11 protein-coding genes are annotated in these 12783 nt (G+C 73.2%); 3 read left to right on the top strand and 8 right to left on the bottom strand.

Translation table 11 applies throughout. From position 1 onward, the window contains the following. Window positions 1–273: 273 nt before the first annotated feature. From ACQRUO_RS34730 to ACQRUO_RS34695, 8 genes are all read right to left on the bottom strand, one after another. Complete coding sequence (locus tag ACQRUO_RS34730) at window positions 274–627, bottom strand: VOC family protein (protein ID WP_428320146.1); 354 nt, start codon at window positions 625–627, stop codon at window positions 274–276. A 38-nt stretch (window positions 628–665) separates the two neighbouring features. Next, on the bottom strand, window positions 666–1169 hold the full coding sequence (locus ACQRUO_RS34725) for a CYTH domain-containing protein (RefSeq protein ID WP_428320145.1): 504 nt from the start codon (window positions 1167–1169) through the stop codon (window positions 666–668). A 35-nt stretch (window positions 1170–1204) separates the two neighbouring features. Further along, window positions 1205–1795: a hypothetical protein gene (locus ACQRUO_RS34720; RefSeq protein ID WP_428320144.1), complete on the bottom strand. Its 591-nt coding sequence runs from the start codon at window positions 1793–1795 to the stop codon at window positions 1205–1207. Between the two features lie 121 nt (window positions 1796–1916). Then, the gene (locus ACQRUO_RS34715; protein ID WP_428320143.1) at window positions 1917–4979 is read right to left on the bottom strand and encodes an alpha-mannosidase; all 3063 of its coding nucleotides are present in this window, start codon (window positions 4977–4979) and stop codon (window positions 1917–1919) included. Window positions 4980–5035: 56 nt separating this feature from the next. Continuing rightward, window positions 5036–6295, bottom strand: a complete 1260-nt coding sequence (locus ACQRUO_RS34710) for a glycoside hydrolase 5 family protein (protein WP_428320142.1) — start codon at window positions 6293–6295, stop codon at window positions 5036–5038. 114 nt (window positions 6296–6409) lie between these two features. Then, a complete protein-coding gene (locus ACQRUO_RS34705) occupies window positions 6410–7330 on the bottom strand; it encodes a carbohydrate ABC transporter permease (RefSeq protein WP_428320141.1) in 921 nt (306 codons plus the stop codon). Continuing rightward, window positions 7327–8202, bottom strand: coding sequence for a carbohydrate ABC transporter permease (locus ACQRUO_RS34700; protein WP_428320140.1), 876 nt, complete (start codon window positions 8200–8202; stop codon window positions 7327–7329). The genes ACQRUO_RS34705 and ACQRUO_RS34700 overlap by 4 nt, the downstream gene beginning before the upstream one ends. Before the next feature lie 13 nt (window positions 8203–8215). Further along, entirely contained in the window at window positions 8216–9511 is a 1296-nt protein-coding gene (locus ACQRUO_RS34695; RefSeq protein ID WP_428320139.1) for an ABC transporter substrate-binding protein, read from the bottom strand. 230 nt (window positions 9512–9741) lie between these two features. On the opposite strand from ACQRUO_RS34695, the gene ACQRUO_RS34690 reads away from it, so the two are divergent. From ACQRUO_RS34690 to ACQRUO_RS34680, 3 genes are all read left to right on the top strand, one after another. After that, on the top strand, window positions 9742–10815 hold the full coding sequence (locus tag ACQRUO_RS34690; RefSeq protein WP_428320138.1) for a LacI family DNA-binding transcriptional regulator: 1074 nt from the start codon (window positions 9742–9744) through the stop codon (window positions 10813–10815). Window positions 10816–10932: 117 nt separating this feature from the next. After that, the gene (locus ACQRUO_RS34685; protein WP_428320137.1) at window positions 10933–11859 is read left to right on the top strand and encodes a glycosyl hydrolase family 18 protein; all 927 of its coding nucleotides are present in this window, start codon (window positions 10933–10935) and stop codon (window positions 11857–11859) included. Between the two features lie 233 nt (window positions 11860–12092). Beyond that, entirely contained in the window at window positions 12093–12734 is a 642-nt protein-coding gene (locus tag ACQRUO_RS34680) for a hypothetical protein (RefSeq protein ID WP_428320136.1), read from the top strand. Window positions 12735–12783 lie beyond the last annotated feature (49 nt).

The raw sequence follows: 12783 nt of genomic DNA, 5'->3' as shown, positions 1-12783 counted from the left end.
CGGGCGGCCCCGCTCTCGGGGCCGCCCGGCGGCGGTTGCGCGTGCGGGTTGCGCGTGCGGGCTGCCGTGGCGGTGGAGCGGCGCGGCGCTCGGGGCGCGGGACTTCCCCAGCCAGGGGCCGGGGTGCCCTACGGATGCACCGGCGGATCACCCACGTACGACCCGGTCCGAGAACGATTCGCCGGCCCACCCACCCCGGGCGCTGCCCGGCCGCCAGGCTGGGCCGCTGCCCGCCGATCCGACGCGAATCGTCGGACAGGCCCGGGCCGTTCCTCAGTCCTGCCGCGGGCCGAGGATGCAGAACTCGTTGCCCTCGGGGTCGGCCAGGACGACCCACGACGCCTCACCCTGGCCGATGTCCACCCGCTTGGCGCCGTGGGCCACCAGGCGGGCCACCTCGGCGTCCTGGTCGTCGGGCCTGAAGTCGAGGTGCAGTCGGCTCTTGGCCGTCTTGCTCTCGGCGATCCGGACGAAGTCCAGCCCCGGCTTGCGATCCGGGGCCGGGCGGATCTCGAACTCGTCGTCGGAGGTGTACACCACGACCCAACCGAGCGCCTCGGCCCACCACTGCCCCAGCGCCGCCGGATCCACCGAGTGGACGATTACCTGCTCCCATTCCAAGGTCATCTGCCGAGCGTAGACCTGACGGAGCCTCGGGACCAGGCTCAGCCGCTGCCAGGACCCGCGAGCAGGGCGGGGACGGCGGTGGTCGGGGTGGTGGCGAGGTGGCGGTTGCCGTAGGCGGGGTGGCCGGTGAGCTCGGGGCCGAACCACGGGGGCGGGGTGAAGGCGGTGGCCGCGGACTCGTCGGGGAACTCCACCTCGACCACCCGGAGGCCGGCGAGCTGACCGCCGTACTCGTCCAGGCTGGCGGTGGTGGCCGGGCCGAGCGGGATCTCGCGGCGGGTCTTGGTCAGGCGGGCGCCCTCGGTGGCCGGCCAGAGGGCGTCGAACTGCTCCGCGGTCAGGGCGACCTCCCACTCGCCGCGCACCAGGCCGTCGCCCCGCTTGACGGTGAGGGTGAACCGGCCGCCCCGGTCGCGCAGCCGGGTCTCGCCGGTGGCGCCGACCACCAGGTAGCCCTGACGGATCGGTTCGGCGGGCGGGCCGGCCGCGGGGACCTCGGCCGTGGGTGTGACCAGGAACTTGCGCTCGATCTCGGTGCCCATGCGGTGTGTTCCTTTCCGGGGGGCTGGTACGACGGCTACGGGGTGACGGTGCCCGCGGGGCGGACCTCCTGGAGCAGGCCGTGGGTGAAGTCGGCGGTGGCGCGGTGCGGGGTGCCGGCCAGGTCGGGGGCGGTGAAGTCGAGCTGCCAGCGAGTGGGGGCGCTGCCCTCGCGCGGGGTGGCGGGCGGGAAGGCGGCGGCGAGGTCGGCGACCACGCAGCTCCAGGGGGTGAGGTCGGCCAGCGTGCGCAGCGCGGGCGGCGGCGCGCCCTCGGCCCGGACCAGCCACTCCTGCCAGGCCGGCCCGCCGCCCGGGCCGAGCAGGACCTCGTACCGCAGCTCGGGCCAGAGCGGCAGCGCCCACTGCTCGGCGGTGCAGGTCAGGTCGCCGATCCGGCGGGTCAGGCGGCGCTCCGGCGGCCCGAGCACCGCGCCGAACCGACGGGCGCCGACCGGGAACCGGGACGAGCGGATCATCGCCTGCCAGCGCTTGTTCGCCTCCCGCTGGTCGGCCCGGGACGCGCCGAGCCGGGCCGCGGCCGCCGCCACCAGGTCGGGCTGGAAGTCGGCCATCCGCCGCAGCAGCACCAGCTGGAACTCGGTGGTGCCGAACCCGTCGATCGCCATCCGGCCACGGTAGCGGGGCGGGTTGCGGGCGGGTACGGCGGGGTGCGGCGAACCCCAGCGGTCCGGGAACCCGTCCGCGACCGCACCCTGCCTCCGACCGCACCCCGCCATCGCCCCCGCGTCAGGAGTGCGCCTGCGCCCCCGCCCCGGCCAGCCGCAGGGTGACCAGCTGGAACGGCCGCAGCGCCAGCTCCACCGTGCCGTCCCGCAGCTCGGGGTGCGCGCCGTCCAGTGGGCGCTCCAACAGGTCGCAGGCGTGCACCGCGGTGACCGGCAGGTCGGTGCGCAGCGTGGTCCGGTTGCGCGCCCCGGTCGCCTCGTAGAGCCGCACCACCAGGTCGCCGCTGCCGTCGTCGGCCAGCTTGACGGCGCTCACCACCACCGCGTCGCCGTCCGTCTCGACCAGCGGGGCGACCGCTCCGGAGCCGGGCATCCGGCGCTCGGGCAGGTTGATCCGGTAGCCCTCGCGGACCGCGTCGGCGATCGTGGCGCCCGGTACCAGGGCGTGCCGGAAGCGGTGCAGGCCCTGGTCGGTGTGCGGGTCGGGGAAGCGCGGGGCGCGCAGCAGCGAGGCCCGGACCGTGGTGGTGGTGCCGCCGTCGCCACCCCGGTCGGTGCTGCGCACGGCGCGGGTCACGTCGTGCCCGTAGGTGGAGGCGGTGACCAGCGCCACGCCCCAGCCGGGTTCGGCGAAGTGCACGAAGCGGTGGTTGCAGGCCTCGAACTTGGCGGCCTCCCAGCTGGTGTTGGTGTGGGTGGCCCGGAACTGGTGGCCGAACTGGGTCTCGGCGGCGTACCGCTCGGTGTGCAGGTCGAGCGGGAAGGCGAGCTTGAGGAACTTCTCCCGCTCGTGCCAGTCGACCTCGGTGTCCAGGTCGAGCCGCTTGGTGCCGGCGGTCAGGGTGAGGGTCTGGGAGACGGTGGAGGCGCCGAACGAGCGGGTCACCCGGACCGCGACCGCCTCCGGCTTGTCGGCCAGCACCACCAGCTCGTCCACGCCGGTCAGGTCGGTGCCGGTGTTGCGGTAGAACTGGTCGACGTCCCAGGCGTCCCACATGTTGGGGAAGTCGGGGTGCAACTGGAGCAGGTTGGCGGCGGCGCCCGGAGCCAGGGTCTCGCGCCGCTCGGCCAGGTCGTACGCCGAGACCACCAGGCCGCGCGCGTCCACCTCGACCCGCAGCAGCCCGTTCGCCAGCACGAACCCGCCGCCGGCCCGGGGCTGCAGCACGCAGTCGCCGACCCGGTCGACCGCCGGCGCCGCCCCACCGGCCGGGACGCCGGCGCGCCGGTGCGGGGCGGCGTTGAAGACCAGCTCCCGCCCGGCCGACCCGTCACCGGCCAGTGCCCGCTGGGCCGCCTCGATGATCCCGGTCAGCTCGGCGGCCACCCGGGCGTAGGTCTGCGCGGCCTCCCGGTGCACCCAGGCGATCGAGGAGCCGGGCAGGATGTCGTGGAACTGGTGCAGCAGCACGGTTTTCCAGAGCCGGTCCAACTCGGCGTACGGGTAGCGGAAGCCGGCCCGCAGCGCCGCGGTGGCGGCCCACAGCTCGGCCTCCCGGAGCAGGTTCTCGCTGGCCCGGTTGCCCTGCTTGGTCTTCGCCTGGCTGGTCAGGGTGGCCCGGTGCAGCTCCAGGTAGAGCTCGCCGACCCAGACCGGCGGGTCGGGGTACTCGGCCTGCGCCTGGGCGAAGAAGTCGGCCGGCTTCTCCCAGCGCACGGTGGCCGAGCCCTCCAGGTCGCGCAGCCGGGCCGCCTTGCCGATCATCTCGCGGGTGGTGCCGCCACCGCCGTCGCCCCAGCCGGTCGGCGCCAGCGAGCGGGTGGCCCGGCCCTTCTCCTTGAAGTTGCGGGCCGCGTGGGCGATCTCGTGGCCCTTCATCGAGCAGTTGTAGGTGTCGATTGGCGGGAAGTGGGTGAAGATCCGGGTGCCGTCGATGCCCTCCCACCAGAAGGTGTGGTGCGGGAAGGAGTTGACCTGGCTCCAGGAGATCTTCTGGGTGAGCAGCCACCTGGACCCGGCCGCCTTGATGATCTGCGGCAGGCCGCCGGTGAACCCGAAGGTGTCGGGCAGCCAGGCCTCCTCGTTCTCCACCCCGAACTCGTCCAGGAAGAACCGCTTGCCGTGCACGAACTGGCGGGCCATCGCCTCGGCTCCGGGCATGTTGGTGTCGGACTCCACCCACATGCCGCCGGCCGGCACGAACCGGCCCTCGGCCACCGCCCGCTTGACCTCGGCGTAGACCTCGGGGCGGTGCTCCTTGATCCAGGCGTACTGCTGGGCCTGCGACATGGTGTAGACGAAGTCCGGCTGGTCGGCCAGCAGCGCGGTCATGTTGGCGGTGGTCCGGGCCACCTTGCGGACCGTCTCGCGCAGCGGCCAGAGCCAGGCGGTGTCGATGTGCGCGTGGCCGACCGCGCTGATCCGGTGCGCGGACGGGACGGCGGGGGCGGCAAGCACCCCGGCCAGCTCGGCCCGGGCGGCGGCCGCGGTGGCACCCACGTCCTGCAGGTCGATGGCGTCCAGCGCGCGCTCCACCGCGCGCAGCAGCTCCCAGCGGCGGGCGCCGTCGGCCGGCAGTTCGGCCATCAGCTCGCCGACCACCTCCAGGTCCAGCACCAGCTCCCAGACGGTCCGGTCGAAGACCGCCAGGTCCATCCGGGCCAGCCGGTACTGCGGCTCGTCGCCCGCCGTCGCCTTGTCGCCCAACTCGGTGGGCAGGAAGGGGTGGTAGTCCATGATCACCGGATTGGAGGCGGCCTCGACGTGCAGCAGCACCCGTTCGCCGCCGACCGCGGGCGCGGCGATCCGGACCCACTGGTTGTTGGGGTTGATCCCCTTCACCGGAGTGCCGTCCGGCCGGTAGACCAGGCCCTCGCACTGGAAGCCGGGCATGTTCCGGTCGAAGCCCAGGTCGAGCAGCGCCTCCACGGTCCGCCCGGCCCAGGCGGCGGGCACCGTCCCCTCGACGGTCAGCCAGGTGGTGCCCCAGGGGGCGCCCCAGCGGTCGCCGACCGCGATCGGGGTGCGCGGGGCGGCCAGGCCCTCGGCGACCGGGACCGGTTCGTCCGGGGCGACCCAGCCGCCGACCGTCAGCGGGACCGACTCCGGGTACACCGCGGGCCGGATGCGCTCGTCGAGCACCCGCCGCAGGCGGGCCTCGACCAGGGTGCGGTCATCGTGCATGGGACTCTCCTCCGCGGAAGGGAAGTTGACGCTTGGTCGGTCGAGTGGCCGCCCGGTCAGGAGCGGCCGAGGTCTTCTACCCTGACGACTTCGGTGATACCGCGGGCGGCCAGGTGTGCGAAGTCCGCCGCGCGATCGGCGAGCAGCGCGGTGGGCCGGGCGCCGTCGGCGGCCAGCCGCATGAAGGCCTCGAAGTAGCCGCCGCCGGGGGCGCAGGTGGACCGCTTGGCCGGGCCGTCCGGCAGGTCGAGCACCAGCGCGGTGCGGCGCGGGCGCGGCGGGCGCCAGTCGGCGCGGGCGGCGGCCAGCGCCCCGGCCAGCGCCCGGCCGGCCGGCTTGACCTGCTGTTCCACCGTCAGCAGGCCGAGGCTGTACTCCAGTTCGGGGAAGTCGGCGAGCGAGCGGGCCACGTCGTGCGAGCACCACCAGGTGATACCCCACAGGTCCGGGCAGTCCAGCGCGGCGGCCACCGTGGTGCGGGTGAAGGCGGCGGCCCGGTCGGCGGCGATCAGCGGGGCCGGCGCGCCGACCTCCTGCAGCCAGACCGGGCGGTGCGCCTCGGTCGCCCAGGCCTTGGCCAGCTCGACCAGGTAGGCGGCGTGCTGCCCGGTGGCCACCGAGTCCGCGCCGTAGCGCTGGGCGGTGCCGTTGAAGACCCAGGAGTGCACCGCGGTGACCGCGCCGAGCCGGGCCGCGTGCGCGGGCGTGAAGGGGTGGTCGTCCTGGTAGAAGGCGGCGTCGTAGGCGGCGTGCAGGTGCAGCCGGCCCGGGGCGCCGCGCTCGCCGGCGGCCAGCAGCCGGGTCAGCCAGGCGGCGGCCTGCTCGGGGGTGATCCGGTCCGGGTCGGGGTGCGGGTCGCCGGCGAACTGGTTGACCTCGTTGCCGACGGTCAGGCCGAGGAAGTTCGGCCGGTCGGCCAGCGCGCTCGCCAGGGCGAACAGGTAGGCGGACTGGGCCGTGACCACCTCGGGGTCGGTGAACAGGTTGCGGCGGTGCCAGGTGGTGGTCCAGGAGGGGACGAAGTCGAAGCTGGACAGGTGGCCCTGCAGCCCGTCCACCGCGACGTCCAGCCCGCGTTCGGCGGCCGCGTCCACCAGCGCGGCCAGCTGGTCCAGGGCGCGCGGGCGGATCAGCGTCCGGTTGGGCTGAAAGAGCGGCCAGAGCGGGAAGACCCGCAGGTGGTCCAGGCCGAGCGCGGCGATCGCGTCCAGGTCGGCCCGCACCGGGTCGAGGTCGAAGTCCAGCCAGTGGTGGAACCAGCCCTGCGAGGGGGTGTAGTTGACGCCGAACCGGGGCGCGGCCGTCGGATCGGTCATGCGGGGTCCTTGAAGGTCACGCGGGGTCCTTGGGTCACGCCGGGTCCTTGCCGGTCACGCAGGGAGTCCGTGTCGGTCACGCGGGGTCCTCCAGTCTGTCGGGCGCCGGTCCGCTCACCCCTTCACCGCGCCCTCGCCGACGCCGCGGAAGAAGTGGCGCTGCAGCGTCACGAAGAGCACGAGCACGGGCAGCAGGGCGATCATCGCGCCGGCCGCGATGGTGCGCGGGTCGGCCGAGAAGGCGCCCTGCAGGTAGGAGAGGCCGACCGTGAGGGTCAGCTTGTCGGGGCTCTGCAGCACCAGCAGCGGCCACAGGAAGTCGTCCCAGGCACCGATGAAGGTGAGGATGGCGATCACCGCCAGGGTGCCCCGGACCGCGGGCAGCGCGACGTGGCGCAGCCGCTGCCAGACCGTGGCGCCGTCGATGACCGCCGCCTCCTCCAGCTCGACCGGGACGGCCAGGAAGGCGTTGCGCATCAGCAGCACGTTCAGTGCGCCGATCATCGAGGGCAGCGCCACCCCGAGCAGCGAGTCGCCGAGGCCGAGCCTGGTCACCGTCTGGTACTGCGAGATGATCGTCACCTCGCCCGGCAGCACCAGGGTGGCGAGGAAGAGCCCGAGCACCAGCCGGCGGCCGCGGAACCGCAGCCGGGCCAGCGCGTAGCCGGCCGCGGTGGCGCCCAGCAGGTTTCCGGCCACGTCGAGCACCGCGACCAGCACCGAGTTGAGCGCGAAGCGGCCGACCGGGATCAGCCGGGCGACCCGGCCGTAGTTGCCCAGGGTCGGGTGCTGCGGCAGCAGGCGCGGGGTGGCGGTGTAGACGTCCTCGGCGGCGCCCTTCAGCGAGGTGGCCAGCTCCCAGAGCATCGGGCCGACGGTGATCGCCAGCACCGCCAGCAGGGTCAGGTAGCGGGCGGCCAGGCCGAGCGGGGTGACCGCGTCGAAGACCGGCGAGCGGCGGCCCAGCCGGCGGGGCGGGCGGCGGACCGGCGCGCCGGGTGCGCGCTCCAGGCGCTGTCGGGTGGCGGTGGTCATCGCTCCGTCCTCCGGTTCCAGCGGGCGAGCACCAGCAGCGGCCCGACGGTCAGCGCGAAGAGCAGCACGCTGAGCGCGGAGGCGTAGCCGATCCGCCCGTCGCTGCCGGCGGCGGCCTGCTGGATCAGCATCACCAGCGAGACGTCCTGCCCACCGACCCCGCCGGTCCGCCCGCCCAGCACGTACAGCTCGGTGAAGACCCGCATCGCGTTGACCGCGACCAGCACCGAGACCAGTGCCATGGTGCCGCGCACCCCGGGCACGGTGACCGACCAGAACCGGCGCACCGCGCCGGCGCCGTCCACCGCGGCCGCCTCGTGCAGCTCGCGGCGGACGTTCCCGAGCGCCGAGAGGTAGAGCACCATGTAGTAGCCGAGGCCCTTCCACACGGTCAGCGTGATGGCGCTGCCCAGCAGCAGCCAGCGGCCGGTCAGGAAGGGCACGGTCTGGTGGAGCAGCCCCAGCTGCCGGCCGAGGCCGTTGACCAGGCCGCGGTCGTCCAGCAGCCACTGCCAGATCAGCGCGACCACCACGGCGGAGGCGATCACCGGGAAGTAGAAGACGGTCCGGAAGAAGCCCATGAACGGCAGCGTGCGGTGCACCAGCAGGGCCAGCAGCAGCGGCAGGAAGGTGAGCAGCGGGACGCAGACCAGCATGAAGATCACCGTGTTGACGACCGCGTCGCGCAGCTGCGGGTCCTGCACGATCAGCGCGTAGTTCCGCAGGCCGACGAAGCGGCCGCCGCTGAGGGTGTGCACGTTGGTGAAGGAGAGCACGCCGGTGTTGAGCGCGGGCCAGAGGTTGAAGACCGCCAGCCAGAGCAGTGCCGGTGCGATCAGCAGCCAGGGGGTGTACCAGCGGTGTGACCTCACCGGGGGCCTCCCGTCACTGGTCCAGCAGTTGGTCGGCCCGGTCCACCGCGTTGTCCAGCGCCTGCTTGCCGCTCTCCTTGCCGGTCATGGCGAGTGCGATCTGCTGGTTGAGGTAGGTGTCCATGGCATCGGTCCAGACCGGCGGGGTGAAGAGCACCGCCTTCTGCATGTCCTGGTAGGCGAAGACCGCGGCGTCGCCCTGCGCGGTGCCGTCGCTCGTGCGGTACGCCGGGTCGTTCGCGGCGGCCGTGGTGCCGGGCAGGTAGCCGGGGGCCAGCTTGACGAAGGCCACCTGGTTCGCGTTGTCGGTGGCGAACTCGGCGAAGGCCAGCGCGAGCGGCAGGTTCTTGCTCTTCGCGGAGACCGACAGGCCCTGCACGTACAGCGGGGGAGTGTCGAGCGCGGGGGAGGCGACGATCTGCGGGACCAGGCCGGGGTTGGTCTGCTGGGTGCTCGCGATGTAGTTGCCGCCGCCGGTGGTCCAGGCCACCACCTGCTTGTTGAACAGCGCCGAGTTGCCCTCGTAGGTGCTGGTCAGCACGTCGGAGGGCAGGTAGCCGGCGGCGTACGCGGCCGTGTACTCGTCCAGCACGGCGGCTGCGGCCGGGGTGCTGAAGGCGAACTTCCTGCCGTCCGAGGTCATCAGCGGGGTGCCGGAGTTGACGATGTCGGAGAGGCCGGGCGGGCGGCTCATCAGGAAGTCCCTGCCGCCGGAGCGGTCGTGCATGGTCTTCGCCTGGGCGAGCAGGTCGGCGAAGGTCCTCGGCAGGTGGTTCGGGTCCAGGCCGTCGCGTTGCAGCATGCCCTTGTTCCACAGGCTGATGTCGGTGCCCAGGTACCAGGGGAAGCCGTAGCCGGCGCTGCCGCCGAGGTCGGCGTAGGTGTAGGCGGCCAGACCGCTGTGCACGTAGTCCTGGCTCAGCGTGGGCACGTTCCGGCTCAGGTCGAGCAGGCCGCCGGCCTTCGCCACCGAGTGGGCGATGTCCGGTGGCAGGTTGACCACGTCGGGCAGGGTGCCGCCGGTGACCTGGCTGCTGACCTTGTCGGCGTAGCCGTCGCCGGGCTGGTCCACCCAGGTGACGGTGGTGCCCGGGTGCTGCGCCTCGAAGTCCTTGATCAGCGCGGTGAAGTAGGGCGTGAACTTGTCGTTCTTCAGGGACCAGGTCTGGAAGGTGATCGCGCCCTTGAGTGGGCCGCCGGTCGCCACGGACTTGTCGCCGGCGCCGGAGCTGCCGCCGCCGACGCCGCAGGCGGTGAGGGTGAGCGACGCGAGGGCCGCGAAGGTGAGGCCTGCCCTGACTCTGCGCATGGAGTTCTCCTGGTACTGCCCGGGCGGTGGGGAGGGGCCGGCCGGGGGTGGTCGCGGGAGGGGTGCTCGTGCTCGGGAGGGTGCTCGGGAGGGGTGCTCGGATTTGGGTGGCGGCCGAGGGCCGCTGCGGTGCGGGTTCGGCCGCCGTGGGACGGGTTTACTAAACCGGTCCAGTTAATGTGTGGGACTATGCTCCTGCCCGGCAGGGGTGTCAAGAGAGGACACGACACGTGGGCAGACCGACCATCGCCGACATCGCCCGTGAGGCGGGGGTCTCCAAGGGCGCGGTGTCCTTCGCGCTCAACGGCCGACCCGGAGTCAGCGAGCAGACCCGGCAACGGATCCTGCAGGTCGCCGCGGAGATGAAGTGGCGCCCGCACAGCGCGGCGCGGGCGCTGGGCGGGGCGCGGGTCGGGGCGCGGGTCGGCACGGTCGGGCTGGTGCTGGCCCGCCCGGCCCGCACGGTCGGGGTGGAGCCGTTCTTCGCCCAGCTGCTCTCCGGGTTGCAGGCCGAGTTCTCCGGCCGCTCGACCGCGCTGCAGCTGCTGATCGTGGAGGACACCGCGGCCGAGATCGAGGTCTACCGCCGCTGGACGTCGGAACACCGGGTGGACGGCTTCGTGCTGGTCGACCTCCAGGTGCGCGACCCGCGGATCGCGGTGCTGGAGGAGCTCGGCATGCCGTGCGTGGTGCTCGGCGGCCCGGGCCGGCACGGCAGCCTGCCCAGCGTCTGGGCCGACGACCGGGCGGCGATGCTGTCGATCGTCGAGTACCTGGCGGCGCTCGGCCACCGGCGGATCGCCCACCTGGCCGGGTTGCCCGCCTTCCAGCACACCCAGCGCCGGATCCGGGCGCTGCGCGACGCGGCCCGGCGGCTCGGCCTGACCGAGGCGCTCTCGGTGCCGACCGACTTCAGCGACGCCGAGGGCGCGGCGGCCACCCGGGCGCTGCTGGCCCGCCGCGAGCGGCCCACCGCGATCGTCTACGACAGCGACGTGATGGCCGTGGCCGGGCTCGGGGTGGCCACCGAGATGGGCGTGCGGGTGCCGGGCGAGCTGTCCATCGTCTCGTTCGACGACTCGGTGCTGGCCCGGATCGTGCACCCGCCGCTGACCGCGCTCTCCCGGGACACCTTCGCGCTCGGCGAGCAGGTGGCCCGCACGTTGCTCGCGGTGCTCGACGACCTGGGCGCGGCCGTCGACCTGAAGACCCCGACCCCGCGGCTGACGGTCCGGGAGAGCACCGCGGTGCCGCGGGGCCGTGGCTCGGTGCCGCGGGGTCGCGGTTCCGTGCCGCAGGGGTGACGATCAGTCAAGAGGGCGAACTCCGGCGCACGGCATTGACGTCCGCGCTAAATCGCTTTAGCGTCCCGGGGCGAAGTGGCCGCTTCACTCCGTCCACCCCACCCCTCGGGAGGAACCATGCCGGGTCGCTTCGCCCGTGCCTGCACCGCCCTGCTGGCCGCCGCCGGCCTCGCCCTCACCGCCGGCCCCGTCGCCGCGCACGCCGACCCCGCCCACCACCACGACGCAACCGCACGCCACGTGGTGGCCTACTACCAGACCCAGTACGACAACGGCAGTTACGTCTCCCCGCTGCCCCTGCAGAACACCGCCACCGACATCGAGCTGGCCGCCTTCCACCTGAACGCCGGCGGCGGCATCACGCTCAACGACGACCCGCCGTCCGCCGCCAAGTACGCGCCGATGTGGCAGGATCTGGCCACCCTCCAGCAGTCCGGCACCCGGGTCGAGGCGATGCTCGGCGGCGCCGCCCAGGGCAGCTACGCCGACCTGCACAACGACTTCGCCACCTACTACGGCCAGTTGCGCGACACCCTGCGCAGCTACCACCTCGACGGCATCGACCTGGACATCGAGGAGACCTTCTCGCTCGCCGACACCGAACACCTGATCACCCAGCTGCGCCAGGACTTCGGCAGTTCCTTCGTGATCACCCTGGCCCCGGTGGCCAGCGACCTGTCCGGCGGCTCCAGCTTCTCCGGCGGCTTCGACTACACCCAGCTGGAGTCGGACCTGGGGAGCCAGATCTCCTGGTACAACACCCAGTTCTACTGCGGCTGGGGCGACCTGAGCAGCACGTCCGCCTACGACGCGGTGATCGCCAACGGCTTCGACCCCTCCCGGGTGGTGGCCGGCACCGTGACCAACGCCGCCAACTGCGACGGCTACCAGGACCCGGCCACCCTGAGCAGCACCCTGGCCGCGCTGGTCGCCGAGTACCCGTCGTTCGCGGGCGTCGCGGGGTGGGAGTACTTCAACGCGGTCCCGGTGAACGGCACCGGCCCGGCGTCCTGGTACGCGGCGGTGCAGCAGGACATGGGGTGACGGCGGGGTGGGGGCGCCGTTGCTGACTTCGTGTCAGGAGTATGGGTCAGATTGGCCGAAAACTGCCCAACTCTGATCGCCGGCAGCCTTGTTCAGACAACTCTCGGCCCCCATTCTTGGATCCGCGCTTGGCATGCACTGCGCAACCCCTGTTCCACTGCACCCACCGCACTCACCGCTCCCAGGCGCACCCCACCCTCCGGGTCCTCGCTCCCACCCCCACAGGAGCCGCCATGAGAAGCAAGTCCCTGCTCTCCCGCGCCGCCATCACACTCGCCGGCGGCGTCGCCGCGTTCGGACTGTTCGCGCCGATCGCCGCCGCCGCCGACAACCCGGTGACCTTCGCCTGCCAGGCGACGCCGCCGATCGGATCCGCGCAGAACTTCAACCTCAGCGCCGGGGTCAACGCCACCGCGCCCGACTCGGTGGCGGCCGGCAGCCAGTTCACCGTCACCCTGGCGCCCGACGCGCTCACCGTGCCGACCACGGTGAGCGGCTACAGCATCCAGTCGATCAGCAACATCCAGCTGACCATCCCGATCCCGGCCAACGCCACCCTCACCGGCGAGTCGCTCTCCGGCGGCTCCGGGATCGACCCCAGCACCGCGAGCGTCAGCGTCAACGGCAACGACCTGGTGGTCACCGTCACCGACTCGGTCGCCGGCGGCAACACCTTCACGCTGCCCGCCCTCACCCTGGACCTGACCGCCGGCGCCTCCGGCAGCACCGTCCAGACCACCCTCGCCGGCACCGGCTACTCCGACCCGGGCCTGACCTTCTCGGCCACCGTCCCGGTCGCCTTCTTCACCGTCAACGTCCCGACCGCGTGCTACCCGGCCACGCCGCAGGTGCTCAGCTCGACGAGCGTGCAGTAGTCAGGTCGTTCGCAGGTGTCGTGCCGCCGGGCCGAGTTTCGTCGGCCCG

The organism is Kitasatospora sp. LaBMicrA B282 (genome assembly GCF_050325825.1).
GTDB lineage: Bacteria > Actinomycetota > Actinomycetes > Streptomycetales > Streptomycetaceae > Kitasatospora.
This window is presented reverse-complemented; position numbering and strand designations above follow the sequence as displayed.